The sequence below is a fragment of the Streptomyces sp. NPDC021080 genome, from assembly GCF_044333225.1.
Taxonomy (GTDB): Bacteria; Actinomycetota; Actinomycetes; order Streptomycetales; family Streptomycetaceae; genus Streptomyces.
Genome location: NZ_JBIRQM010000007.1, coordinates 44,538 through 68,252, shown reverse-complemented (window position 1 = coordinate 68,252; position 23,715 = coordinate 44,538). Strand labels below are relative to the sequence as shown.

25 protein-coding genes are annotated in these 23,715 nt (G+C 71.2%); 16 read left to right on the top strand and 9 right to left on the bottom strand.

All coding sequences use genetic code 11. The annotated features are described in order from the left end of the window. Nucleotides 1-35 precede the first annotated feature (35 nt). Entirely contained in the window at nucleotides 36-896 is an 861-nt protein-coding gene (locus tag ACH4S8_RS18600) for a class I SAM-dependent methyltransferase (RefSeq protein ID WP_398395202.1), read from the bottom strand. 320 nt (nucleotides 897-1,216) lie between these two features. Between ACH4S8_RS18600 and rpsA the strand changes: the two genes are divergently transcribed. From rpsA to ACH4S8_RS18580, 4 genes are all read left to right on the top strand, one after another. After that, a complete protein-coding gene (gene rpsA, locus ACH4S8_RS18595) occupies nucleotides 1,217-2,716 on the top strand; it encodes a 30S ribosomal protein S1 (protein WP_339128754.1) in 1,500 nt (499 codons plus the stop codon). A gap of 243 nt (nucleotides 2,717-2,959) precedes the next feature. Beyond that, complete coding sequence (locus tag ACH4S8_RS18590) at nucleotides 2,960-3,898, top strand: PAC2 family protein (RefSeq protein WP_398395199.1); 939 nt, start codon at nucleotides 2,960-2,962, stop codon at nucleotides 3,896-3,898. A 70-nt stretch (nucleotides 3,899-3,968) separates the two neighbouring features. Further along, nucleotides 3,969-4,577, top strand: a complete 609-nt coding sequence (gene coaE / locus ACH4S8_RS18585) for a dephospho-CoA kinase (RefSeq protein ID WP_398395197.1) — start codon at nucleotides 3,969-3,971, stop codon at nucleotides 4,575-4,577. A 50-nt stretch (nucleotides 4,578-4,627) separates the two neighbouring features. Beyond that, entirely contained in the window at nucleotides 4,628-5,008 is a 381-nt protein-coding gene (locus tag ACH4S8_RS18580; protein ID WP_359020344.1) for a tetratricopeptide repeat protein, read from the top strand. 73 nt (nucleotides 5,009-5,081) lie between these two features. On the opposite strand, the gene ACH4S8_RS18575 is transcribed toward ACH4S8_RS18580, so the two are convergent. After that, nucleotides 5,082-5,393 carry a DUF6343 family protein gene (locus ACH4S8_RS18575; protein WP_398395194.1) on the bottom strand — a complete coding sequence of 104 codons (312 nt, stop codon included), beginning with the start codon at nucleotides 5,391-5,393 and terminating at the stop codon, nucleotides 5,082-5,084. Between the two features lie 35 nt (nucleotides 5,394-5,428). Between ACH4S8_RS18575 and ACH4S8_RS18570 the strand changes: the two genes are divergently transcribed. The 3 genes from ACH4S8_RS18570 (at nucleotide 5,429) to ACH4S8_RS18560 (ending at nucleotide 7,878) form a co-directional block, all read left to right on the top strand. After that, the gene (locus ACH4S8_RS18570; RefSeq protein WP_398395192.1) at nucleotides 5,429-6,472 is read left to right on the top strand and encodes an acyltransferase domain-containing protein; all 1,044 of its coding nucleotides are present in this window, start codon (nucleotides 5,429-5,431) and stop codon (nucleotides 6,470-6,472) included. Between the two features lie 118 nt (nucleotides 6,473-6,590). Further along, complete coding sequence (locus ACH4S8_RS18565) at nucleotides 6,591-7,268, top strand: class I SAM-dependent methyltransferase (RefSeq protein WP_398395190.1); 678 nt, start codon at nucleotides 6,591-6,593, stop codon at nucleotides 7,266-7,268. 160 nt (nucleotides 7,269-7,428) lie between these two features. Then, complete coding sequence (locus tag ACH4S8_RS18560) at nucleotides 7,429-7,878, top strand: DoxX family protein (RefSeq protein WP_398395187.1); 450 nt, start codon at nucleotides 7,429-7,431, stop codon at nucleotides 7,876-7,878. 171 nt (nucleotides 7,879-8,049) lie between these two features. Here the strand turns inward: ACH4S8_RS18560 and ACH4S8_RS18555 are convergent, their stop codons facing one another. Beyond that, a complete protein-coding gene (locus ACH4S8_RS18555) occupies nucleotides 8,050-8,805 on the bottom strand; it encodes an RNA-binding S4 domain-containing protein (RefSeq protein WP_398395185.1) in 756 nt (251 codons plus the stop codon). A 303-nt stretch (nucleotides 8,806-9,108) separates the two neighbouring features. Between ACH4S8_RS18555 and ACH4S8_RS18550 the strand changes: the two genes are divergently transcribed. Continuing rightward, on the top strand, nucleotides 9,109-10,641 hold the full coding sequence (locus tag ACH4S8_RS18550; RefSeq protein WP_398395183.1) for a YfcC family protein: 1,533 nt from the start codon (nucleotides 9,109-9,111) through the stop codon (nucleotides 10,639-10,641). A 101-nt stretch (nucleotides 10,642-10,742) separates the two neighbouring features. After that, a complete protein-coding gene (locus ACH4S8_RS18545) occupies nucleotides 10,743-11,606 on the top strand; it encodes a uracil-DNA glycosylase (protein ID WP_398395181.1) in 864 nt (287 codons plus the stop codon). Between the two features lie 141 nt (nucleotides 11,607-11,747). Here the strand turns inward: ACH4S8_RS18545 and ACH4S8_RS18540 are convergent, their stop codons facing one another. After that, nucleotides 11,748-12,152 carry a RidA family protein gene (locus ACH4S8_RS18540; RefSeq protein ID WP_398395179.1) on the bottom strand — a complete coding sequence of 135 codons (405 nt, stop codon included), beginning with the start codon at nucleotides 12,150-12,152 and terminating at the stop codon, nucleotides 11,748-11,750. A gap of 260 nt (nucleotides 12,153-12,412) precedes the next feature. Here ACH4S8_RS18540 and ACH4S8_RS18535 point away from each other — a divergent pair, with 260 nt between their 5' ends. From ACH4S8_RS18535 to ACH4S8_RS18525, 3 genes are all read left to right on the top strand, one after another. Next, nucleotides 12,413-13,150 carry a hypothetical protein gene (locus tag ACH4S8_RS18535; protein WP_398395177.1) on the top strand — a complete coding sequence of 246 codons (738 nt, stop codon included), beginning with the start codon at nucleotides 12,413-12,415 and terminating at the stop codon, nucleotides 13,148-13,150. A gap of 592 nt (nucleotides 13,151-13,742) precedes the next feature. Next, complete coding sequence (locus ACH4S8_RS18530) at nucleotides 13,743-15,644, top strand: FUSC family protein (RefSeq protein WP_398395175.1); 1,902 nt, start codon at nucleotides 13,743-13,745, stop codon at nucleotides 15,642-15,644. Between the two features lie 216 nt (nucleotides 15,645-15,860). Next, complete coding sequence (locus tag ACH4S8_RS18525) at nucleotides 15,861-16,034, top strand: hypothetical protein (RefSeq protein ID WP_167347429.1); 174 nt, start codon at nucleotides 15,861-15,863, stop codon at nucleotides 16,032-16,034. Nucleotides 16,035-16,045: 11 nt separating this feature from the next. On the opposite strand, the gene ACH4S8_RS18520 is transcribed toward ACH4S8_RS18525, so the two are convergent. Further along, nucleotides 16,046-16,492: a hypothetical protein gene (locus tag ACH4S8_RS18520; protein WP_398395173.1), complete on the bottom strand. Its 447-nt coding sequence runs from the start codon at nucleotides 16,490-16,492 to the stop codon at nucleotides 16,046-16,048. Further along, complete coding sequence (locus ACH4S8_RS18515) at nucleotides 16,489-17,409, bottom strand: ATP-binding protein (RefSeq protein ID WP_398395171.1); 921 nt, start codon at nucleotides 17,407-17,409, stop codon at nucleotides 16,489-16,491. The genes ACH4S8_RS18520 and ACH4S8_RS18515 overlap by 4 nt, the downstream gene beginning before the upstream one ends. 260 nt (nucleotides 17,410-17,669) lie before the next feature. On the opposite strand from ACH4S8_RS18515, the gene ACH4S8_RS18510 reads away from it, so the two are divergent. The 3 genes from ACH4S8_RS18510 to ACH4S8_RS18500 all read left to right on the top strand — a co-directional run bounded on the left by ACH4S8_RS18510 (nucleotide 17,670) and on the right by ACH4S8_RS18500 (nucleotide 19,698). Beyond that, nucleotides 17,670-18,530 carry a helix-turn-helix transcriptional regulator gene (locus ACH4S8_RS18510; protein ID WP_398395169.1) on the top strand — a complete coding sequence of 287 codons (861 nt, stop codon included), beginning with the start codon at nucleotides 17,670-17,672 and terminating at the stop codon, nucleotides 18,528-18,530. Continuing rightward, nucleotides 18,531-18,809 carry a DUF397 domain-containing protein gene (locus ACH4S8_RS18505; protein ID WP_037624764.1) on the top strand — a complete coding sequence of 93 codons (279 nt, stop codon included), beginning with the start codon at nucleotides 18,531-18,533 and terminating at the stop codon, nucleotides 18,807-18,809. Nucleotides 18,810-18,894: 85 nt separating this feature from the next. After that, complete coding sequence (locus tag ACH4S8_RS18500; RefSeq protein WP_398395166.1) at nucleotides 18,895-19,698, top strand: SAM-dependent methyltransferase; 804 nt, start codon at nucleotides 18,895-18,897, stop codon at nucleotides 19,696-19,698. A gap of 75 nt (nucleotides 19,699-19,773) precedes the next feature. On the opposite strand, the gene ACH4S8_RS18495 is transcribed toward ACH4S8_RS18500, so the two are convergent. The 3 genes from ACH4S8_RS18495 to ACH4S8_RS18485 all read right to left on the bottom strand — a co-directional run bounded on the left by ACH4S8_RS18495 (nucleotide 19,774) and on the right by ACH4S8_RS18485 (nucleotide 22,799). Further along, nucleotides 19,774-21,267 (bottom strand): glutamate synthase subunit beta, encoded by a 1,494-nt coding sequence (locus ACH4S8_RS18495; RefSeq protein WP_398395164.1) that lies wholly within the window; start codon nucleotides 21,265-21,267, stop codon nucleotides 19,774-19,776. Nucleotides 21,268-21,459: 192 nt separating this feature from the next. Then, nucleotides 21,460-21,939 (bottom strand): DUF1772 domain-containing protein, encoded by a 480-nt coding sequence (locus tag ACH4S8_RS18490; RefSeq protein WP_398395162.1) that lies wholly within the window; start codon nucleotides 21,937-21,939, stop codon nucleotides 21,460-21,462. Nucleotides 21,940-22,103: 164 nt separating this feature from the next. Continuing rightward, the gene (locus ACH4S8_RS18485; RefSeq protein ID WP_398395160.1) at nucleotides 22,104-22,799 is read right to left on the bottom strand and encodes a DUF2293 domain-containing protein; all 696 of its coding nucleotides are present in this window, start codon (nucleotides 22,797-22,799) and stop codon (nucleotides 22,104-22,106) included. A gap of 204 nt (nucleotides 22,800-23,003) precedes the next feature. Between ACH4S8_RS18485 and ACH4S8_RS18480 the strand changes: the two genes are divergently transcribed. Next, nucleotides 23,004-23,645 carry a uridine kinase gene (locus tag ACH4S8_RS18480; RefSeq protein WP_398395158.1) on the top strand — a complete coding sequence of 214 codons (642 nt, stop codon included), beginning with the start codon at nucleotides 23,004-23,006 and terminating at the stop codon, nucleotides 23,643-23,645. Nucleotides 23,646-23,715 lie beyond the last annotated feature (70 nt).

The window sequence follows — 23,715 nt, the reverse complement described above, 5'->3', positions numbered from 1 at the left end:
TGTCGTCACGGGCGGTTCTTCACGGATCCCGTAGGTCAGTCCCGTTCGCACACGAAGATCGCCGTCCCCGGGATGAGGTTCCCGCGCAGCGGGGACCAGCCGCCCCACTCCTGGGTGTTCCAGGCGGGCCACTCGGGCTCGACGACGTCGACCAGGCGGAAGCCGCCGGCCACCACGTCACGCACCCGGTCGCCGAGCGTCCTGTGGTGCTCGACGTAGACCGCGCGGCCCTCCTCGTCCTGCTCCACGTACGGGGTGCGGTCGAAGTAGGACGCGGACACCGACAGTCCCTCGGGGCCCGGCTCGTCCGGGAACGCCCAGCGGACCGGGTGCGTGACGGAGAAGACGAAACGCCCGCCGGGGCGCAGGACCCGGCGGACCTCCCTCAGCACCAGCACCGGGTCGGCGACGAAGGGCAGCGCGCCGTACGCCGAGCACGCGAGGTCGAAGGAGCCGTCCGCGAACGGCAGCGCGCTCGCGTCCGCCTCCACGAGGGGCACGGGGCCCCCGATGCGCAGCGCGTGCTGGAGCTGGCGGTGGGAGAGGTCCAGGGCCACCGGGCGCGCGCCCTGCCCGGCCAGCCAGCGCGAGCACTGGGCCGCGCCGGCGCCGATCTCCAGGACGTCCTTGTCCTTGAGGTCCTCCGCGGGGCCCAGCAGCTCGGCCTCCACCTCGTCGAGACCCTCGGGACACCACACGAACCGGTCGTCGCCGAGGAACGTGCCGTGCTCGGTCTGGTAGTCGTCCGCGTTCCGGTCCCACCAGCCCCGATTCGCCCGGGAACTCTCGATGAGATCCGCATCACGTCGGGTGGCTTCCGGTTCGAGCGGTTCAGGCTCTTGGATGATCGGCTCCCTCGTCGTACTCTTCCGTCCAACCCGTCTCGGGCGTGTCACGACAGAGGCGTTCCACTGCCCGCGTGGCCTTGTGAGACAGGTCTTGTGCCGGGATTGCGGCGATCCGCCCCGGGTGTGCGCCTTCGCGCATTGACCCTGCCCGGCTGCCCCCGTATGCTACAAGTTGCGCTGCGGGCCTGCGCTCCTCAGACGTAGCAGGCTGTGCTCGCATCTGTATGTATGTCCCCTCGGTTCTCGAGGCGCCTCCCGGCTGTGCCGGATCGGGCGCTTCCTTGGCTGTCCGGCTTCTACAGGGCGAAACGGGCTCCCGGCGTAAGCAGTACCTACGACTCACTGTCCGTACCGGAGCCCTTTCCCACATGACGAGCAGCACCGAGACCACCGCCACCACCCCGCAGGTTGCGGTCAACGACATCGGTAACGAGGAAGCTTTCCTCGCCGCGATCGACGAGACGATCAAGTACTTCAACGACGGCGACATCGTCGACGGCGTCATCGTGAAGGTCGACCGGGACGAGGTCCTGCTCGACATCGGTTACAAGACCGAAGGTGTCATCCCGAGCCGCGAGCTCTCGATCAAGCACGACGTCGACCCGAACGAGGTCGTCAAGGTCGGCGACGAGATCGAGGCCCTGGTCCTCCAGAAGGAGGACAAGGAAGGCCGCCTGATCCTCTCGAAGAAGCGCGCCCAGTACGAGCGCGCCTGGGGCACCATCGAGAAGATCAAGGAAGAGGACGGCATCGTCACCGGCACCGTCATCGAGGTTGTCAAGGGTGGTCTCATCCTCGACATCGGCCTCCGTGGCTTCCTGCCGGCTTCTCTCGTCGAGATGCGCCGTGTCCGCGACCTCCAGCCCTACGTGGGCAAGGAGCTCGAGGCCAAGATCATCGAGCTGGACAAGAACCGCAACAACGTGGTCCTGTCCCGCCGCGCCTGGCTGGAGCAGACCCAGTCCGAGGTTCGCCAGACGTTCCTCACGACCCTCCAGAAGGGTCAGGTCCGCTCCGGCGTCGTCTCCTCGATCGTCAACTTCGGTGCCTTCGTGGACCTGGGTGGCGTCGACGGTCTGGTGCACGTCTCCGAGCTCTCCTGGAAGCACATCGACCACCCCTCCGAGGTTGTCGAGGTCGGCCAGGAAGTCACCGTCGAGGTTCTCGACGTCGACATGGACCGCGAGCGCGTCTCCCTGTCGCTCAAGGCGACGCAGGAAGACCCGTGGCAGCAGTTCGCCCGTACGCACCAGATCGGTCAGGTCGTCCCGGGTAAGGTCACGAAGCTCGTTCCGTTCGGTGCGTTCGTCCGCGTGGACGAGGGCATCGAGGGTCTGGTCCACATCTCCGAGCTGGCCGAGCGCCACGTGGAGATCCCGGAGCAGGTCGTCCAGGTCAACGACGAGATCTTCGTCAAGGTCATCGACATCGACCTCGAGCGTCGTCGCATCAGCCTCTCGCTGAAGCAGGCCAACGAGTCCTTCGGTGCCGACCCGGCCTCGGTCGAGTTCGACCCGACCCTGTACGGCATGGCCGCGTCGTACGACGACCAGGGCAACTACATCTACCCCGAGGGCTTCGACCCCGAGACCAACGACTGGCTCGAGGGCTTCGAGGCTCAGCGCGAGGTGTGGGAGAACCAGTACGCCGAGGCGCAGCAGCGCTTCGAGCAGCACCAGGCTCAGGTCATCAAGTCCCGCGAGGCCGACGCGCAGGCCGAGGCCGAGGGTGCCACCTCCACGAGCGCGGCTCCGGCCGCCTCCGGTGGCGGTTCCTACTCCTCGGAGTCGGACGACAACTCCGGCGCCCTGGCGTCGGACGAGGCGCTCGCCGCCCTCCGCGAGAAGCTCGCCGGCGGCCAGAGCTGAAAGCTCACCGCTAGCAAGTAGCTGAAAGAAGCGGGCCCGCACCGATTCGGTGCGGGCCCGCTTTGCTGTGTCCCGTGTGTGTCCCGTGTGCCGTGCGTGCTCATGGTGCCGTGCGGCCCGCTTCGCGTGCGGTCCAGGATTCGGTGCGCGCTCCCCGGCTCGCTGTGCGGTCCCGGCGCGGGACGGGAATGTCCGTGCTCCGTGCCACGTTGTGCAGTACGAACACGAGGAGGAGCGGTCACAGTGCTTGATCCGCAGGGTTTGTACGCATGGGAGCCGAAGGGCCTGGCCGTGGTCGACATGGCACTCGCCCAGGAGTCGGCCGGTCTTGTCATGCTCTACCACTTCGACGGATACATCGACGCGGGCGAAACCGGCGAGCAGATCGTCGACCGGGTGCTCGACTCGCTGCCCCACCAGGTCGTGGCCCGCTTCGACCACGACCGGCTCGTGGACTACCGCGCCCGCCGTCCGCTGCTCACGTTCAAGCGCGACCGCTGGACCGAGTACGAGGAGCCCACTCTCGAGGTACGGCTCGTGCAGGACGCCACCGGCGCGCCGTTCCTGCTGCTGTCGGGGCCCGAACCGGACACCGAGTGGGAGCGCTTCGCCGCCGCCGTCCAGCAGATTGTGGAGCGGCTCGGGGTCCGCCTCTGCGTGAACTTCCACGGCATCCCCATGGGCGTCCCGCACACCCGCCCGGTGGGTCTGACCCCGCACGGCAACCGCACCGACCTGGTACCCGGCCACCGCAGCCCCTTCGACGAGGCGCAGGTCCCCGGAAGCGCCGAGTCGCTCATCGAGTACCGCCTCATGGAGGCCGGCCACGACGTTCTCGGTGTCGCCGCGCACGTGCCCCACTACATCGCGCGCTCCGCGTACCCGGACGCGGCGCTGACCGTCCTGGAGTCCATCACGGCCGCGACCGGCTTGGTACTGCCCGGGATAGCGCACGCCCTGCGGACCGAGGCGCACCGCACCCAGACCGAGATCGACCGTCAGATCCAGGAGGGCGACGAGGAACTCGTCGCGCTCGTCCAGGGTCTTGAGCACCAGTACGACGCCGCCGCGGGCGCCGAGAGCCGCGGCAACATGCTCGCGGAACCGGTGGACATCCCCTCGGCGGACGAGATCGGCCAGGAGTTCGAGCGGTTCCTGGCGGAGCGCGAAGGCGACGCCTGACCCCTCGCCTCCCGGCTTCCGGGGCTCCCGGAGCGAGGGCCTGTCAGTGGCAGGGCCTAAGCTGCGAGGCATGCTGAAGGTGGGCCTGACCGGTGGTATCGGCGCCGGCAAGAGCGAAGTGTCACGGCTGCTCGTCGAGCACGGCGCGGTGCTGATCGACGCGGACAGGATCGCGCGGGAGGTCGTCGCCCCCGGAACTCCCGGGCTGGCGGCGGTCGTCGACGCCTTCGGCGAGGACGTCCTCGCTCCCGGCGGAGGCCTGGACCGGCCGAAGCTCGGCTCGATCGTCTTCGCCGACCCGCAGCGGCTCGCCGTCCTCAACGCGATCGTCCATCCCTTGGTCGGTGACCGCTCGCGCGCCCTCGAGGACACCGCGCCCGAGGACGCCGTCGTCGTCCACGACGTGCCCCTGCTCGCGGAGAACGGCCTGGCCGCGCTGTACGACCTCGTGATCGTCGTCGACGCCCGCCCCGAGACGCAGCTCGACCGCCTCGTCCGCCTGCGCGGTATGACCGAGGAGGACGCCCGTGCGCGCATGGCCGCGCAGGCGTCGCGCGACAAGCGTCTGGCGATCGCGGACATCGTCATCGACAACGACGTACCGCTGGAGGAACTGGAGCGGCGCGTAGGGGACGTATGGGCCGATCTCGTGCGCAGAGCCCGCCGGCCCCAGGAATAGCACCCCTCGAAAGGGGCGTTGAACCCTTGCAGCGAGGGAAGGACTCTGCCGTGCCCGAGACCAGCGGATCGATCGGACGTACTCCCGAGACGCACGTCATCGACTTCCGCGCCGCCGAGCAGCTGCTCGCCGCGCGCGACCCGCGGGGTGCGGTGAAGCTGCTCGACCCTGTCATCGCCGCCCACCCGGAGAACACCGCAGCCCGGCTGCTGCGCGCGCGTGCCTTCTTCGCCGCCGCGCAACTGCGGCCCGCCGAGCTGGAGTTCACGATCGTCCTGGAGCGCGAGCCGGACAACGCGTTCGCGCACTTCGCGCTCGCCCGGACCTACGAGCGCCAGCGGCGCCCCGAACAGGCGAAGCGGCACTTCAGGCTGGCGGCCGCGCTCGATCCGAAGCCGCAGTATCTGCAGGCGGCGCGGTTCGACACGTAGCGCATCCGCGCGGTTCGGGGCACGGCACAGCGCATCCGTACGGGGCGGTGCGAGTGCCCGGCGCCCGGCCGTCTCAGGGATGCGACGGCCTCGACGGCCGGCGCCGCTCCGGAGGCAGGTACACGCGCCGCTCGTCCACGGGCTCGTACGGCGGGACGTCACGGCCCGGCTGGTAGTGCGGGCCCTGCCGGATGTGCCGAAGGATCATGGTCATGTCGACCGTGACGACCACCCACAGCACGGCGCACGCGGCCGCCCACCCCGGCCGCCCCACCAGGATGAACGCGACCGTCCCGAAGATGGCCCAGACCAGGCCCCACACGCTCAGCCACAGGCGCATCCGCAGAGCACTGCGCGCTGTGACCGGTTCACTGCCCGTACGCATCAGGATCACCACTCCTACGAGGAAACGTACTCTTCGTGGTGCACGTTCACCAAGGGAGCGCGGTCCGCAGACGGCCGCCGGGGGAGGCGACGGTGCTGCTGGAGGCGCTGAGGGCGGACGCGAGGACCGCCGAGTGGCTGAGAGACCTGGAAAGCGGGGCTCCCGCCCCGCGGGAGGCGACGCTCCCGGACGCCGACGCGTTGCCCGACATCCTGCTCGACCTGTCCGTGCCCCACGAACACATCAACGAACTCGTCGCACTGCGCGCCCGGCTGGCTGCCGATCCGGAGGCCATGACCCTCCTCGCCCGCTGCGTCACCCGCTTCGTCCGGGACATGGGCGACATAGGGAAGGGCTGGGAACCGCCCGCGTTCCCCGCGACGGCCGGACTTCTCGGCCGCTGCTTCCATCTGTACGTCTTCATAGCGGCGCTTCCCCACGTCCGCGCCCACCACCGGGAGCGAGGGGTGCCGGAGGACGTGTCACGGCGCACGCTCGCCGACCTCGGCCGCCATGTGTCCGTGCACCACAGAAGGGCCGGCGGCCCCGGACTGCTGTTCCCCTGGTGGATCGCCCTGCACTTCCACGGCGAGCTGTTCCAGCTCGGCCGGCTCCAGTTCCAGCGGGCGCTGCTGGGGCGGCGCACGGCCGGCGCCGTCGAGGCGGCGGGGCTGGACGCGGACCCCGGCACCCCCTGCCTGAGCCTGCACATCACCGACTTCCGCGGCCCGCTCTCCCCGGCCGCGTGCGACCGCTCGCTCACCCTGGCCCGCGAGTTCTTCGCCCGCCACTATCCCGAAGAACACCACGAGATAGCCGTCTGCGACTCCTGGCTCCTCGACCCACAGCTCAAGCGCTATCTGCCGGCCGACTCCAACATCATTCGCTTCCAGGACCGCTTCCACCCGGTGCACGAGGAGAAGACCCCGGACGACACGGTGCCCATCGGCTTCGTCTTCGGCGACCCGGACCTCCCGCTCGACGAACTGCCGCTCCGCAACAGCGTCGAGCGCGCGGTCGTGGACCATCTGCGCGGGGGCGGGCACTGGTACGGAGGACGGGGCTGGTTCGCGCTGTAGTCCGTCCCGCCGGATCCCGGACTCGGACGGATGTCCCTCGAACCCATCACTCGAACGAGTGACGGGAGGGGGGAACGAGCTTGCGGAAGCCGTCCGTTGGACGGGTATGAGGATCGAAATGCGTCAGGGACACGAGGGTACAGGGCCCGGTGCCGTCACACCGGACGGCTGCGCGGTCGAGCTCTACACCCGTCTGCCCGTCGGAACCGAACCGGACATCATCACCGCTGCCGTTCCCGCCGCCGCGCGCATCCTGGAACTGGGCAGCGGGGTCGGCCGGATGACCCACCCGCTCCTGGAACTCGGCTTCGCGGTCACCGCGGTGGACGAGTCCGCCGACATGCTGGAACACGTCCGAGGAGCGCGCCGGATACACAGCAGCATCGAGGACCTCGACCTCGGCGAGACGTTCGACGTCGTGCTGCTGGCGTCGTTCCTCGTGCACACCGGAGACGTCCGGGTGCGGCGGGCGCTCCTGGAGACATGCGCTCGCCATGTCGCGGACGACGGCTGTGTGCTGATCCAGCGCGAGGGCGAGAACTACCACACCGACGTGCCCCGCGAACGCACGGACCCGTCCGGCTTCGTCGTACGCATCGTGTCCGCCGAACCCGTCGGGGACGGGGTCAACTCGGTGCGCGCGGAGTACTTGTTCCCGGACGCCACCTGGACCCAGACGTTTCTGTCCCGCCCTTTGACGAAGGACGCCTTCGAGGAGGCGCTGGCGGAGGCGGGGCTCAGGGTGGACCGGTATCTGACGGACGACGGGATATGGGTGAGGGCCGTGAAGGGGTGAGCGGCGGCCACCGAGCGGAACGACCCCGTTCGGCGGAGAGCGGCGAGTGCGCCGAGTACGGCCACCGGGCGCGACAAATCCCGTTCGGCACCGATGAGTTCCCGGCAGTGCCCAGGTCTACCTCTGTGAAAGCAGTCACCGCTTCCCACAGGAGACCACCGTGTCCGAGACCACTCTTCCCCTCACCGGCACCCGTGCCGCCGTCACCCCCCGATCCCGTGCCGCCGGTGTCTCCCTGACCGCCCTGCAGACCGTCCTCGGCCTGTTCTACGCGTTCGCGAGCGCTCTTCCGAAGCTGATCGCCCACCCCTCGGCGACGGAGGCGTTCGACAAGCTGGGCTGGGGGCACACCGGCATGTACATCATCGGTGCCCTCGAACTCGCCGGAGGGCTGGCCTTGTTGGTCCCGCTGCTGGACTCCGTGGCCGCGATGGCGCTCGGCGCGCTGATGGTCGGCGCGTTCATCGTCAACGTCACCGTCGTCCACGGCCCGTACGTGGCGACCCCGCTCGTCCTGATGCTGCCGCTGGGCCTGATCGCCTGGGCCAGGCGCGGCCACACGACCGAACTGCTCCGTCTGGTGCGCCGACGGGTGGGACAGCGGGCGTGACAGCGGGCGGGACGGACGGACCAAGAACGAAGGGCTGCTCCGGGACTCCGCAGGGCTCCCCTGGACCGGGGGAGCCCTTGAGCCGGGTGAGGGGAGTTTCTGAGCCGGTGGGTAGCGGGGTGGGGGAGGGAAGGGGGAGGGAGGGGGAAAGGAGCGGGCGCGGGAAAAGGTTCAGTGGCGGGGGGAGCGTGCGGACCCGGTCGTCCCAGCGGACCCGGTCGCGCCGGTCGTCCCAGCGGACCCGGTCGGACCGGTGGAGGGGCCCGAGGTTCTGATGGGGCCGGACGAGCCCGTCTGCATGCCCCGCAGGCGTTCCATCTCGCGGCGGTCCCGCTTGGTCGGGCGTCCCGCGCCCCGGTCCCGGATACCCGCAGGGGCCATGGCCTCGCGCGGCGGAGGCGGTGGGCTGTTGTCGACGTAGCACTCGGCGGCGACGGGGGCGCCGACCCGCTTGCGGATCACGCGCTTCACGACGACGACCCGTTCACGGCCCTCGTGCCACACGCGCACCTCGTCGCCCACACGGACCGAGTACGCGGGCTTGACGCGCTCCCCGTTGACCCGAACATGACCGCCCTTGCAGGCTGTGGCACCGATCGAGCGGGTCTTGACGAGACGGACGGACCAGATCCAGGCGTCCACCCGCACGCTCTCGCCGCCGGCGGGCCCGGCGGCGACGGCGGCGGAGGTCTCGGAAGCCGTCGCGGGAGCGGCCCCGGAGGCGGTCCCGGAAGCCTTGGAGTCGGCCCCGGAGGCCTTGGGGGCGCTCTGGGGAGCGGACGCTTTGGAGCCCGTTCCGGGAGCGGTCCTGGAGCCGGTGCCGGAAGTGGTTCCCGAACCGCCCGTGGCGGTTCTCCTGCCGTCCGCGCCGCGCCCGCCTTCGGTACCCGCGCCCTTCATCTCCCCGTCAGCACCCTGAGAAGCCATGACCCGACTCTAACGCCCGCGGCCCGGCGCACCGCATGCCTTTTCCGTCGCACGGACCACACCGGATGCGTCGCCCGCAAGGCGGGCGGAGGCTGTCGGTGAAGCCGTCCGGGGAACAGGAGAGGGGACCGAGGGTGGAGACAGCAGCGCAGGACGACGCTGACGGACGGTCTCCGCGCCGATCCGGAGCACTCGCAGCCGTCCACGCCGCCCCTTCCGCCCACTCCGTCACGTTCGCCGGGTTCCGCACGGGAGCGGGAGCGGGCGCATGAGCGGGAGCGTGAGCAGGGACAGGGCGGACCGGTGACGACCCCGGCCGGTACCGGGCGGCCCGACACGGAAGAGCCGCCGCACCGGCGCTCGTTCACGTTCCCGAGCGCGCTGACCGTCCTCGCGATCGTCACGATCGCCGTGTGGGCACTGGCGTTCCTGATCCCGGCGGGGCAGTACGACCGTACGCCCGAGGGCAGGCCGATCCAGGGCACGTATCACCGCGTCGACTCGGGCCAGAGCTTCGTCGACCGTCTCAACGACCTCTTCCTCGCACCCGTCAACGGCCTCTACGGAATCCTGGACGAGAAGACCGCGCAGGTCGGGCCCGAGTTCGCCGGCGAACTGTACGGCAGCGCGGGGGTGTTCCTCTTCGTGCTCGCCATCGGGGCGTTCATCACGGTCGTGTTCGCGACCGGCGCGCTCGAGCGGGGTATCGGTCTGCTCGCCCACCGGCTGAGGGCGCGCGGCGCGTTGCTCATCGCGGGCATCATGCTGGTGTTCTCGGTGCTCGGCACGGTGGAGGGGTTCGCCGAGGAGACGCTCGGGTTCTACGGGCTGATCGTGCCGTTGATGCTGGCGCTCGGTTACGACCGGATGGTGGCGGTCGGCACGATCATCCTCGGTGCCGGGATCGGGGTGCTGTGCTCGACGGTGAACCCGTTCGCGACGGGCGTCGCCTCGTCCGCGGCAGGCATCTCGCTCGGCGACGGCATCGTGCTGCGGTTCGCGATGTGGGTCGTGCTGACGGCGGTCACGATCGGATACGTCATCCGGTACGCGCGCGGGGTGCGGAAGAACCCGGACCGCTCGATCACCGGGTTCCTGCCGGGGGACCGCGAGCACGCCCGGGAAGCGGCGGGCGAGGTTCCCGAGCTGACCGGTCTGCACAAAGCGGTCCTCGTCACCACGGGGCTGGTCTTCGCCTTCATGATCTTCTCCGTCGTGCCGTGGTCCAGCGCGCTCACCGGCAAGGCGGACGCGCGGCCGTACGGGTTCGAGCTCGGCTGGTCCTTCCCGGAGCTGGCGGCGCTGTTCCTGTGCGCGGCGGTGCTGGTCGGGGTGGTGGCGCGGATGGGCGAGCAGAAGCTGAGCGCGACGATCATCCAGGGCGCCGCGGACTTCATGTCGCCCGCGCTGGTGATCGTGCTGGCCCGCGGAGTCACCGTGATCATGAACAATTCGAAGATCACCGACACGGTCCTGCACGCGATCGAGGGTGTCGTGGAGGGCACCTCCTCCAGTCTCTTCGCGATCATCGTCTTCATCGTGAACCTGCCGCTGGCCTTCCTCATCCCCTCCACCTCGGGCCACGCGACCCTCGCCATGCCGATCCTCGCCCCCCTCGCCGACTTCGCGGGCGTCTCCCGTGCCGTCGTCGTCACCGCCTGGCAGGCCGCCAGCGGCTGGATGAACCTCTGGGTCCCCACCACCGCCGTCACCATCGGAGGCGTCGCCCTCGCCAAGGTCGGCTACGACAAGTACCTCCGCTTCATCTGGCCTCTCCTCGGCATCCTCTTCCTGCTGATCTGCGGGTTCCTGGCGCTGGGAGCGGAGATGACCTAGGACCTGTCCGGTCGATCACGGTGGAGGGGGCGGTGGGCGGCAAGCAATGGGGGCGGAGGGGCGAGCCGGGGTCGGGCGCCGGCCGGCCGTACGGTGGTCTGGTGGACAGCAGCGCTCCGGCGGAAGGCGCGGCCCGCTCCGCCGACCTCACCGCCCTCGACACGCGGATCGCCGGCTGCCGGGCCTGCCCGCGGCTCGTCGCGTGGCGCGAAGAGGTGGCCGCCACCAAGCGTGCCGCGTTCGCCGGCCAGACCTACTGGGGGCGTCCGGTGCCCGGGTTCGGGCCGACCGACGCCTCCCTGCTCGTCGTGGGGCTCGCACCGGCCGCGCACGGCGGCAACCGGACCGGACGGATGTTCACCGGGGACCGGTCGGGTGACGTGCTGTACGCGGCGCTCCACGACATCGGGCTCGCCTCGCAGGGCATCGCGGTGAGCGCGGACGACGGGCTGGAGCTGTACGGGGTGCGGATCACCTCTCCGGTGCACTGCGCGCCGCCCGCCAACAAGCCGACGCCCGAGGAGCGGGACACCTGTCGGCCCTGGCTCGTCAGGGAGCTACGGCTGTTGCGGCCCACGTTGCGCGCGGTGGTCGTCCTCGGGGCCTTCGGCTGGCAGGCGGCCCTGCCCGCCTTCGCGGGGGCGGGGTGGACGGTGCCCCGGCCACGTCCGGCCTTCGCGCACGGGGCGCGTGTGACGCTCGTACGGCGGCCGGAACCGGACGCTCCGAACAGCGGCGCCGGTGCCGACACCGGTTCCGGTCTCTCGTCCGAGTCCCCGTCGGCGACCGCTTCCCCTTTCCCTTCCCTTTCCCCTTCCGTCTCCGGCCCCGCTTCCGTCGAGCTCTTCGGCTGCTTCCACGTCAGTCAGCGGAACACCTTCACCGGGCGGCTCACCCCCACGATGCTGCGGCAGGTCCTGATCACGGCGGCGCGGTCCGCGGGGCTGAGAACGCGCTTCCCGTAGGCGGTCTGCGGTGTCGGGCGTGGTCGGGCTCGATCCCGGCCGCGGGTTCCGCCGCGCGGGCGACCGGGGGCTCCGCTTCAAGGAAGACCGCCGGTTCCGCTTCGGGGCGGTCGCCGGTTGCGTCTCGGGGGCAGTCGCCGGTTACGTCTCGGGTACGACCGCGGTCGCCGTGATCTCCACGAGCTGTCCGGTGTACCCGAGACAGGCCACACCGAGCAGGGTCGAGGAGTGCGGGCCGATGCTCAGTCCCGAGGCCTCGACGACGTTCCAGACGGCGGACAGGACCGCGGGCTCACCACTGACGACGTACACGTCGGTCGACACGACATGGGCCATGTCGCTGCCCACGGCACGCAGTTGCTCGTCGAGGTTGGCCAGCACCTGCTCGGCCTGGCGTACGGGATCGCCCGGGCCGACCAGCTGTCCGTCGGCGTCCAGCGGCACGGACCCGGCGAGGAAGGCCAGCTTCGTGCCCGCCTCCACGACGGACGCGTGCGCGTAGACGGGCGGTGCGAAGAGGCTGGGGACGGTGACGCGCTGGACCATGGGGGCTCCCTGTGGGCGGGCCTGTCGACGGAGTGAGGGACAACCTGCCGATGATGCGGGTCCGAGGCGGGCCCGCGCATCCCCATTACCGTGCATCCCCATTACCGTCGACGGCGCGCGGGGTGTGCCGCACGGACACGCGGACACACGGCGTGCCGTCCCCGTCGCGGGCGAACAGCGCGACGGACACGCGGGGTGCGGTCCCGGTCCGGCGAATAATGCGTCGAGTGATCCCCGCCGACGCTGCTACGGTCACCGACGTGGCGAAACTCAATCAGATCATCGCAGTGGAGAAGGGCATCAAGTCCAAGTCCCATCAGGACCTGACGGCCGCTCATCATGGCCTGCAGAAGCCTGCGTTGCTCGCGGGCATCTCGCGGACGTACCAGCCGAAGGACGAGGAGGGCGAGCAGTTGCCGCCCGAGTCGACCCGGGTCCAGGTGCAGGCCGAGGACGTGCTGCGGGACACCGCGGCGACCCTGACCCGGCTGTTCGACGTGACCGCCACCAAGGACTGGGCCAACTGTGCCGCGACGGCCGACGTGAAGGTGGACGGGCGCGTGCTCGTCGCCGCGGTGCCGGTGTCCTATCTGCTCTTCCTCGAGAAGCAGCTCACCGATCTCAACACCTTCGTACGGAAGCTGCCCGTCCTCGACGCCTCCGAGTCCTGGGTGCGCGATCCGTCCACCGACGCCTGGAAGACCGAGCCGGTGCGGACCCTTCGTACGAAGAAGGTCCCGCGGAACCACGTCAAGGCCGAGGCCACCGAGAAGCACCCGGCCCAGGTCGAGGTGTACTACGAGGACATCCCCGTCGGCTACTGGACGACCGTCAAGTTCTCCGGCGCCCTGCCCGCGCGGCGCGTGAACGAACTCCTCGACCGCGTGGAGAAGTTGCAGCAGGCGGTCAAGTTCGCCCGCGAGGAGGCCAACGGCGTGGACGTCGTCGACCAGCGCGTCGGCGACGCTGTTTTCGGCTACCTGTTCGCCCAGGGGTAGCCTCTGAACTCCCCGGCCACAACGCACCACGGCCGGGGTGCGCGAGGAGCGCAAGCTGAACCTGAAGCTTGTCGTGAATGCACGGTTCCAGTGGAGGTTCGAGCCCTCCCCGCGGCACCAGCGGCACTCCGGATCCACGGAGTGCCCACGCGCCGCGGTAGCCCAATTCGGCAGAGGCAGACCGTGATCAATCTCAGACTATTGCTCCAGACTCAGTATTCGCCGCCGATCGCCGGATCGACCGGGCCCAGGCCCCAGTACGCCGAGATGCTGGTTCAAGTCCAGTCCGCGCAGCTCGATGCGTGGTGGTCCAAAGGCAGGACGCGGCGACATAACGACTGACCTGGGTCCTCAAGCGTGCCGGCGTGCGACATGGCGGCATCCCCAGGGTCCGGGGGCCGGCTACGCCCTCGGACCCGCTCCTCCTCCCGCCCTCCCTCCCTTTTCACGCTCTGCTCGTCCGTCCCGTGAAATGTCACGCCGCGGAAATCAACGCGTTCGTCGTCCGCGGGCGGTGCGCACTACCCTGGCAACGACACGAGCCCGGCCGACGTCGCCCGAAGGCACCCCGCCCTCGCCCGACTGGAGCCCTGTGCGTCTCATCCACCGCGCCGCCGTCCCGCCCTGGCTCGCCCACGCCCTGCGCGCCCAGCGCGGACCGGTTCCCTGGAACGCGGTCGTACGGGGTGCGCTGGCCGCCGGGCCGCTGCTGCTCGTGGCCGTACTGAGCGGCCGTACCCCACTCGGAGTGATCGCCGCCCTCGGCGCCATGCTGACCGGGATCAACGACCGGCCGGGCAGCCGCCGGGTCGCCGTCGAACGGCTCGGGGTACCGGCCCTCGCCGGGGCCGCCGGTCTGCTCATCGGCTCGTACGCCGGACAGCACACCAAAGCGGTGGCGCTCACCCTGCTCCTCACCGGGCTCGGACTGCTCGCCGGAGCCGTCAGCGCCGTAGGACCCGTGGCTTCCGGTGCCGGGACCCAGCTGCTGGTGGCCTCGGCGATCGGGGCCGGGATGCCGCTGCCCGAACCGGGGTGGGTGCGCGCGCTGCTCTTCCTCGGCGGGGCCGGCTGGCTGCTCGCGCTGCGGCTGGCGCTGCCGACGACCGCGGTGAACACCGGCGACTACCGCTTCGACGGGGAGCGGGACGCCGTCGCCGGTGTGTACGACGCCATCGCCGCGCTGCTGCTCGCCGTGGGCGGGCCCGAGGCGACCCGGCGGCGCGTCGCGCTGACCGCGGCCCTCGACCACGCGCAGGACGCGCTCGACGGACCCCGGCTGCGGCGGTACGCCAGTTCGGCGGCCGAGCGCCGACTGCACGCCCAGTACGCCGCCGCCCTGCCGCTCGCCGAGGCGGCGACCGCGCTCGCCTGGGCGGGCGAGAGAGTGCCCGCACGGGCCGCGGAGGGCCCCCGGCGGCTCGCGGCCGCCGTCCGCACGGGCGCCCCCACCGGGCCGCTGCCGGCGCCCGCCGTCCCCGGCGCCCGGTCCGGCCCGCTCGGGAGCACACCCGTCGTACCCGCGCTGCGCGCCCTGCACGACGCCCTGCTGCACGCCGCCGAGACCTTCGACCGGGGCTCCGGGAACGCCCTGCACAGCCGGCGGCGTACCGTCGGCTCCATCGTCCGCACCGTGCTCGGTGCCGCGGGACGCGAGTACGGCCTCCGGGTCGCCCTCTGCTTCGGCGCGAGCGTCGCGGTGGCACAGGCCCTGCATCACGCGCGCTGGTACGGCAACCACCCGCACTGGTACTGGCTTCCCGCGACCGCCGTCTTCCTCGTCAAGCCCGATCTCGGACCGCTCGCCTCCCGCGTGCTGTGCCGGGCGGCGGGGACCGTTCTCGGCGCGGTCGTCTTCGCGGGGCTCGCCCTTCTGCTGCCGCGGCCGGAGGGGTTCGTCGCCCTGGTCGCCGTCAGCGGCGCCCTCATCCCCGTGGCCACCCGGCACTTCGCCACCCAGACCGCCGTCGTCACGGTCCTCGTCCTCGCTCTGGTCATGGTCGGCGGCGAGCCGCAGGCCTCCTGGAACCGGATCGTCGAGACCCTGCTGGCCTGCGCGATCGTCCTGCTCGTCGGACACCTGCCGCCCCTCGGACAGCGGGGCGGGACCGTGCGGGCGAGACTCACCCGGGCCGAGCAGGCGGCGGACGTCTATCTCGCCCATGTCCTGGGCGACGGTACGGCCGATGACCGTACGGGCCGCTGGGTCCTGCGCCGGGAGGCCTATCGAGCGCTCGCCGAGGCCCGCGCCGCGATCGATCTCGCCGCGGCCGAACTCCCCGCCCTGGCACGGCACTCCGTGGGCACGGACGCGGTCGCGGCCACTCTGGAGCGGCTCGTCGACACGACCACGGCGTGTGCCGTGCAGCTGGACGACACCGGCAGGCTCACGCCCCGGCACACCGAGCGCATCGCCGAACTCCTCGGCGAACTGGCCGAGCGGCGCGAACGGGCGGGTCTCCGGACGGCGCCCACGCCTCCCGTCGCGGTGTGACGCCGAGGGCGCGTGCGGCCGGTCCCGTCGAGGTGTGACGCCGGGGGCGCATGTGACCTGTTCCGGCCGGTGCGACACCGGAGGCACATGTGGCCGGTTCCGTCGCGGTGGTTCTGCTGTCCGGTGTCGACTTCGTCTCAGTACCGTCACCGCCAGAGCCGTTCACCCCCTGACAGGCGTTTAACTCTCCACAGCAGTGCGACATGGAGGTAGAGGGTGAACGGGCGAAGGGTGCTGGAGCGTTTTCCCGCCGGTGGACCGCGCGGGTCGTGGCCCGCGGAGGAGTTCGCGCAGGCGCGCCGCCAGGAGGGGCAGGCGGCGGAGGTCGTCATGGACCTCGCCTCCGACGCGTTCCTGGTCGTCGTGGGCGGTGCCGACGGCGTCGAGTGAGGGCGTGCGGGTCACGCGCTGATCGGGCGCGACCAGGCGGGTGTCGTCCCCGTGACCTGGCACAGGGCCAGATAGAGGGGGATCGGCGGGGTGTACGGAATCGTGCCGTCCGGTTTGTGGATGAGCCCGGGAATCCGAGGTGAGTCCGGCACGACCGCCCCCGTGGCGTAGTGGGCGGGCGCCGGCCACTCCAGGGCGACATCGGAGTCGGAAGGAACGATCCACCACCAGTGCGCCCCGTCGGCGTATATGCAGCCCACACGAGGCAGCCGCGCCAGCAGCAGCGGTCCGAACCGGGCGGGTACCGACACCGCGTCGCAGCCCAACGGCACGCTCATGTCCTCGGGAACGGGGAGACGCCTCGGCGGCCCGGGCTGTCGCCGTCCGCGGTTCACGCGGACCAGCGTGTCCAGGCTCAGGACCCGCGCCGCAGGCCCCGCCGCAGACGTACGGCTCACAGGCTCTCCCGATCCCGATCCCGTGCCTGCCGCGGACCCTGGTCCCGTCGCGGGTCGCGGTCCTGACGCGGGTCCCCGTCTCGATACGGGTTCCCGCTCCGATGCGGATCGCGGTCCTGACTCCCGCCCCGGGCGGAGGGAGGCTGGGGGTTCCCCACGGTTCCCGCCCCCCAGAATCCCTCCGCCCCCGTGCCCCGACCGTCGTTCGGGGGCTTCTTCGCGCTCCAGCCGAGATCCGCCCGAGGGCCGTTGCCCACGTCGGGCGAACCCGCGTCGCGGCGGACCTCGCGGAGCCGGCCCGGCGGCGCCGTTCGCGGCCCGTCCCCGAATCCGGCGCCGAGCGCGTCCGGTTCATGCCGGCCGTCCGGGCCGCCCCGGTCGCCGAGGCCGTTCCGGTCGTTCGGGCCGTCCGGAACCGCCGGGACGGCCGGACTGTTCCGGACGTCCGGGCCGCCCGCGTCCGGCCGGGTCTCCGGGACGGCGCCGGCGATGTTTTCGGCCCGGCCTGCGGAGCGTGCGATCTCCGCCCACACCAGCAGGCCGGGCCCGGTGTCCTGGGCCCCCCAGGCCCTGGACACTGCCGCGACGAGAAGCAATCCCCTCCCGTGCTCCTCGTCGGGCCGGCGCGGGGAGGGGTGCGGCTCGCCGGGAGCGCACCCCTCGTCACACACGGCTATGCGCACCAGGTCGCCGGCGTCCTGCAGTTCGCAGACGACACGTCGCCCGGCGGCATGCACGATCGCGTTGGTGACCAGTTCCGAAACCACGAGTTCCGCCGTGTCGCAGTCGTCCTCGCACACCGCCCATCCGGACAGGCGGGACCGGCTCAGGCGTCTCGCCCGGGCCACGGAGCCCGGGTGTGCGGCCAGCTCGAAGCGGAACCGGCGATCGGCGGCCGCGCCGGGGTGCTGTCCCATGGCGGCACGGAGACCGGACCGGTCTTCGGCGGCGTCTGTTCCTAACGGCGCGGACGGAATCACGCTTGCCACTATCGCGGCGCCGCGAACACTTGGCAAGACTCACTCTGAAAAATGCAGAGTGCCGTGTGACGCTGTGGGGGCGCGTGGCACACTGCTGGCAACAGCAAGCCGAGCGGCGCCAGTTGGGATCGTCGAGGCAGACGAGGAAGAACCCGGACGGCGCCGACCGGGCTGCCCGGACTCAGTGGAGGTGGGGCGTGAGCGAACCGCGGTCCGCGCCGACGGTCGGTCAGGTCGTTCTCGGACGGCGCCTGCTGGACCTGCGGGAACGCGCGGGTCTCAAGCGCGAGGAGGCCGCGCGGATCCTGCGTGTCGCCCCCGCGACGGTCCGCCGTATGGAGATGGCCGAGGTCTCCCTCAAAATCCCGTACCTCCAGCTTCTGCTGAAGTCGTACGGCGTCGGCGACCTGGAGGCCGAAGCCTTCGTCCAGCTCGCGGAGGACGCCAACAAGCCCGGCTGGTGGCAGCGGTTCCACGACATCCTGCCCGACTGGTTCTCCATGCACGTCAGCCTGGAAGGCGCCGCCTCCCTGCTGCGTTCCTACGAGCCGCACTTCATTCCCGGCCTGCTGCAGACCGAGGACTACGCGCGCGGCGTTCTGGAGGCGGGAGCCATCGGGCAGACCAGGCCCGAGGACATCGAACGCCATGTGGCGCTGCGCATGCAGCGCCAGGAACTGCTGACGCGCGAGGACGCGCCCCGGATCTGGGCGGTGATGGACGAGACGGTGCTGCGCCGCACCATCGGCGGCCCCGAGGTGATGCGTGCCCAGATCGACAAGTTGCTTCAGGCCACGAAGCTGCCCCATGTGACGCTGCAGGTGATCCCGTTCTCCTCGGGCCCGCACCCCGGCACGTACGGGCCCTTCGTGCTGTTCCGATTCGCCATGCCGGAGCTTCCGGACATGGTCTACAGCGAGTACCTGACCGGCGCCGTCTACCTGGACTCGCGCTCCGAGGTGGCGACCCACCTGGAGGTCATGGACCGCATGGCGGCCCAAGCCGCCACGGCACATCGCACGAAGGAGATCCTCCGGGATCTCCGCAAGGAGCTGTGAATGGAACGCATCACGCCGGAACGCATCAACCCGCGAATAGGCGACGTGCGCATCTACAACGGAATGCCCGCCCGTGAACTGGGCAGCGAGGGCTGGCACAAACCGTGGAGCGGCGGCAACGGCGGCAACTGCCTGGAGGCGATGAAACTCGCCGACGGCCGTATCGCCGTGCGCCAGTCGGCGGACCCGGACGGTCCCGCCCTCATCTACACGCCCGGCGAGATGACCGCGTTCATCCAAGGTGCGAAAGCGGGAGAGGCGGACTTCCTTCTCTCCTGAACGACTTGCTTTCTCTTTTCCACGACTTTCCTGAATTTGGCTCTGAGTTGCTCACTTACTACGACGCGGACCTACGGAGACCGTCATGACCGGGCAGCCCCCGACCGGAATCGACACCGGCAAACCGCATCCCGCACGGATGTACGACTGGTATCTCGGCGGCAAGGACAACTATCCCGTCGACGAGGAGATGGGCCGCCAGATGCTCGCCCTCGATCCGAGGGTGCCGGTGATGGCCCGGGTCAACCGCGCCTTCATGCACCGGGCCACACGCTGGCTGGCCCGGAACGGCGTGCGGCAGTTCCTCGACATCGGCACCGGCATCCCGACCGAACCGAACCTCCACCAGATCGCCCAGGCCGTCGCGCCCGCCGCCCGGGTCGTGTACTGCGACAACGACCCGATCGTGCTGGCCCACGCGGCAGCGCTGCTGCGCAGCTCGGACGCGGGAGCCACCGAGTACCTGCAGGCCGACGCGCGGGACCCGGACGCCATCCTCGACGGGGCGAGGAAGGTCCTGGACTTCGGTCGGCCCGTGGCGCTCTCCCTCGTGGCGCTGCTGCACTTCGTCTCCGACGAGGACGGCGCCCATGCCCTGGTCGGCCGGCTGCTGTCCGAACTGCCTTCCGGCAGCTTTCTGATGATGACCCACGCCACCGCCGACTTCACTCCCGAGGAGTCGGCGGCGGCGATCGAGAAGCTCAAGGCGGCGGGCGTCACCCTGGCGCTGCGCTCCCGGTCGGAGTTCACGCGCTTCTTCGACGGCCTCGACCTGGTCGAGCCGGGTGTCGCGGTCGTCCACGAGTGGCACCCGGAACTGGGCGAGCCCGTCCCGGGACAGGACGACGGGGTCATCCCCGGGTACGGGGCGGTGGGACGCAAACCGTAGATTTTCTACGAGAGTTGCATGGGCCGGTCCATGCGGACAGGCGGCCATGGGGTGGCCGGCGCGGCGCCGGGCGGCCTACGCGGTCATGGGGCGGTCGTACGGTCCGATCGGCGCCGGCAGCCGGGAGCGGGCCGCCCCGCTGAGTGCCCGGTCCACCGCCGAGGCGACGGCCCGGCCCTCGGCTATCGCCCACACGACGAGCGACTGCCCGCGCGCCGCGTCCCCGGCGGCGTACACCCCGGGGACGTTCGTGGCGAAGTCGGTGCCGCGGGCGATCGTGCCGCGTGGCTCCAGCTCCAGACCCAGTTGGTCGATCAGGCCGTCGTGCCGGTCGGGGCCCAGGAAGCCGAGGGCCAGCAGGACGAGGTCGGCGGGCAGGGCCCGCCCGGAACCGGGGGTCGGGCGGCGCCGCTCGTCGACCTCGACGAGACGCAGCGAGGTCACCCGGCCGTCCGCGTCCCCGTCGAACCGGAGCGTGGAGGCGGCGAAGAGCCGGGCGTCCGCGTCGGCGGCGGGCGCCGTACCCAGCGCGCCGGCCTCCTCGTGCGCGGCGGAGAGCCGGTAGATCTTCGGATACGTCGGCCACGGCTCGGCGTCCTCGTCGCGCTCGGTCTCCGGCTGCGCGTAGATGTCGAGCTGGGTCACGGAAGCGGCGCCCTCGCGCACCGCCGTCCCCAGACAGTCGGCGCCGGTGTCGCCGCCGCCGACGATCACCACATGTCTGCCCGCCGCGGACAGCGGGGAGACCTCCAGATCCCCCTCGCACACCCGGTCGGCCAGCGGAAGGTACTCCATCGCCTGATGGATGCCGGACAACTGCCGTCCCGGTACGTCCAGTTCGCGCCAGGCGGTGGCGCCGAGAGCCAGGATCACGGCGTCGTAGCGGGCCTTGAGCTCAGCCGCCCCGATGTCGGTGCCGATCGACGTCGACGTGCGGAACTTGGTTCCCTCCGCGCGCATCTGCGCCAGCCGGCGGTCGAGATGCCGCTTCTCCATCTTGAACGCGGGGATCCCGTACCGCAGCAGACCACCGATCCGGTCGGCCCGTTCGTACACGGCCACCGTATGACCGGCCCGGGTCAACTGCTGCGCCGCGGCGAGTCCGGCAGGCCCCGACCCGACGATCGCGACCGTCCGCCCCGAGAGGCGGTCCGGCGGACGCGGCGGTGTGAACCCGTCCTCCCAGGCGCGGTCGGCGATGGCGACCTCGACGTTCTTGATGGTGACCGCCGGCTGGTTGATCGCCAGCACGCAGCCCGCCTCGCACGGCGCGGGGCACAACCGTCCGGTGAACTCGGGGAAGTTGTTCGTGGCGTGCAGCCGGTCGCTCGCCGCCCGCCAGTCGTGGCGCGAGACGAGGTCGTTCCACTCGGGGATCAGATTGCCCAGGGGACACGCGTCATGACAGAAGGGGATGCCGCAGTCCATGCAACGGTCGGCCTGTTTCTCGATGATCGGCAGCAGGCCTCCGGGAACGTACACCTCGTTCCAGTCCCGCACCCGCTCCCCGACGGGCCGGCGCGGATACTCCTGGCGCGGTGTGGTCATGAAACCCTTGGGATCGGCCATGGCCGTCTCCCTCATGTACGCGTACGGGGTCGGAGCCACCGGGCCGTCGGCCCTCGTCGGCCACGGAATCCGGGCAGCACTCCTTTCCCGCCACGATACGTCGCCCTCGCGCACACCGCCGCCCCGGACGACAGCGGGCCGCCGCTCCGGACGAGGACGATCATGGGCAGGGCCGGTGGCAGGAGCTACGGCTCAGGTGAGGGCGAGTGCGTACGACACCGCCGCCGCGGCCGACGCGGCGGTGCGGACGTGATTCCACATCGTCCACTGGCGTACATAGGTGGGCCAGTAGGCGGCGGCCTCCGGTGTCCCGGGGTCCAGCCTCAGCAGTGCGTCATTGCGCGGGACGTTCGCCGCGATGGTCACCCCGAACGCCCCGAACAGATACAGCGCGCTGCCGAGCAGCAGCTCCACCGTCCCGTCGTGCGGCAGCAGCACGAACGTCACCACCGCCAGCACCGAGCACAGCACCGCCGATCCGGCGAACACCAGCATGAACGGGGGGCGGACCGCGGCGACGTTGATCGCGTTCATCGCGGCGACCCCCTGCGACGGCGGCAACTGGGCCAGCGCCCGCATCACGAAGGTCGAGAACCCGCAGAACACCCCGGCCACCAGCCCGCAGCCGAGCACCCCCAGCAGAGTCAGCACGAAATACGGTCCATCGATCATGTCCACTCCCGTGTCGAACCGGCCGAACCCAAGATCCTGCACAGCGTCGGCCACCACAAGCGAAATCCCCCACGCCGACAACGGCCGTGGCCGAGCGACGCACACCCATGCGCGACCTCTCCACACGCCGCCGCGGGGCCCTCACGCTCCCTCCGCCGGGCCCCTCACGCCCGCGCGGTGATGCCGTCGCGCCATTCCCACAGCCTCGCGTCCACCGCAGCCGCGATCCGACGGCGTGCCTCGTAGCGCGAAACACCGCTCATCAGCAGTTGGTCGTACGGGGTCTCGGTGTGCCGTACCGACGCACGGACCGCCGCGGTCACCGCCGCCTCGGACAGCGCGCGGCCCGCCGAGCTCCGTCCGACCCGCCCGCTGCCGCGCACCGAGGCATGCGCGGCGATCGCTCGTGCCCGGCCGGCCGGACAGTGCGGGAACAGCCTGGCTATCTCCCGTGCGAACGCCTCCGTGAAGCGGACGTCCTCCGCTTCCCGGCGCCGTGCGTCCCGTGCCCGGCGCCGCCGTCGCGCCTCCGCGTCCGCCAGGCACCGTTCCTCGGCCAGGGCGAGCGCGGCCTCCTCGACCATGACCCCCTGCCGCTCGTAGCGGCCCCGACGCCGGTTGAACCGCACCACCACGGCCGACAGCGCGCTGCCCTCCCGCGATCTGCGCGTCAGCGCGGTGTCGCCACGCGGCAGGAACACCAGGTGCCCGAGATCCGAGCAGTCCAGACACCGAGGCGACCCCTCCTCCAGCACCAGCAGCGGGAGCGGCCCGTTCCGGCACTCGACACAGTGGCGCTTCTTGAGCGGCTGGACGACGAGCGGTCCGTTCCGTTGCGGGGGATCAGCGATCGGTGCCATACGCGGTTCCTTCCCCGGACCGGCGCCCCATCTACGTCGCCGGGCGATGCGCCGGCACGGTTCACGCCCCGCGGCCCGAAGCCCTGGCCGGTCACGCTTTGGCGGTCGGCTGCCCCGGCACGGCCCACACCCCCGCGGCCGGATGCCCTCCCCGCCCGGTCGCGGCCCGCCGCGCCGGCCAGGTGCCTGCACGCACGCGGCATCATGGGTTCCGTGCGACTCGAAGCGATCACCTGGGAACGGCTCGGCGACCAGCTCGCCGAGCGTCTGCTCGACCTGAAGCCGCAGGACGGCAGCCCCTGGCCACGCGTCGCCTTCGACGGAGCACCGGCCGCGCGCCCCGGCGAACTCGCGCAGCGCGTCTTCGAGGCGCTGCGCGTACGCGGCCGTCCCGCGCTGGTCGTCGGCACGGAGGGCTTCCTGCGTTCCGCCTCGCTCCGGCTCGAACACGGTCGCCAGGATGTCGAGGCCTACTACGACGGATGGTTCGACACCGGCGCTCTGTGGCGCGAGGTCTTCGGTCCCCTCGAAGCCGACGGCGACGGCAGGATCCTGCCCGACCTCCGGGACCCCGTCACCGACCGGGCCACCCGCAGTCCGTACGTCCAACTCCCGCCCGGCGGAATCCTGTTGCTCCATGGCCCCCTCCTGCTGCGCCACTGGTTCCCGTTCGACCTCAGCGTTCACGTGCTCCTCTCCCCGGGCGCGCTGCGCCGCCGTACTCCCGATGCGGAGCACTGGAGTCTCCCCGCGTTCGCCCGCTACGAGAGCGAGATCGGTCCGGACACCGCCGCAGACGTCCTGGTCCGGGCCGACGATCCCCGCCACCCGGCCTGGAACGGCTGACCTCGGGCGGGAACGGCTGGCCCCGGGCGGGAAAAGGCTTGCCGCGGTGGCCGTATCTCCAGGTGCGTGG

Coding starts and splice junctions, on each gene's coding strand:
- rpsA (WP_339128754.1), top strand. CDS start 1,217: ATGACGAGCAGCACCGAGACCACCGCCACCACCCCGCAGGTTGCGGTC.
- coaE (WP_398395197.1), top strand. CDS start 3,969: ATGCTGAAGGTGGGCCTGACCGGTGGTATCGGCGCCGGCAAGAGCGAA.
- ACH4S8_RS18575 (WP_398395194.1), bottom strand. CDS start 5,393: ATGCGTACGGGCAGTGAACCGGTCACAGCGCGCAGTGCTCTGCGGATG.
- ACH4S8_RS18565 (WP_398395190.1), top strand. CDS start 6,591: ATGCGTCAGGGACACGAGGGTACAGGGCCCGGTGCCGTCACACCGGAC.
- ACH4S8_RS18555 (WP_398395185.1), bottom strand. CDS start 8,805: ATGGCTTCTCAGGGTGCTGACGGGGAGATGAAGGGCGCGGGTACCGAA.
- ACH4S8_RS18540 (WP_398395179.1), bottom strand. CDS start 12,152: ATGGTCCAGCGCGTCACCGTCCCCAGCCTCTTCGCACCGCCCGTCTAC.
- ACH4S8_RS18515 (WP_398395171.1), bottom strand. CDS start 17,409: ATGGGACAGCACCCCGGCGCGGCCGCCGATCGCCGGTTCCGCTTCGAG.
- ACH4S8_RS18505 (WP_037624764.1), top strand. CDS start 18,531: ATGGAACGCATCACGCCGGAACGCATCAACCCGCGAATAGGCGACGTG.
- ACH4S8_RS18500 (WP_398395166.1), top strand. CDS start 18,895: ATGACCGGGCAGCCCCCGACCGGAATCGACACCGGCAAACCGCATCCC.
- ACH4S8_RS18495 (WP_398395164.1), bottom strand. CDS start 21,267: ATGGCCGATCCCAAGGGTTTCATGACCACACCGCGCCAGGAGTATCCG.
- ACH4S8_RS18490 (WP_398395162.1), bottom strand. CDS start 21,939: ATGATCGATGGACCGTATTTCGTGCTGACTCTGCTGGGGGTGCTCGGC.
- ACH4S8_RS18485 (WP_398395160.1), bottom strand. CDS start 22,799: ATGGCACCGATCGCTGATCCCCCGCAACGGAACGGACCGCTCGTCGTC.
- ACH4S8_RS18480 (WP_398395158.1), top strand. CDS start 23,004: ATGGGTTCCGTGCGACTCGAAGCGATCACCTGGGAACGGCTCGGCGAC.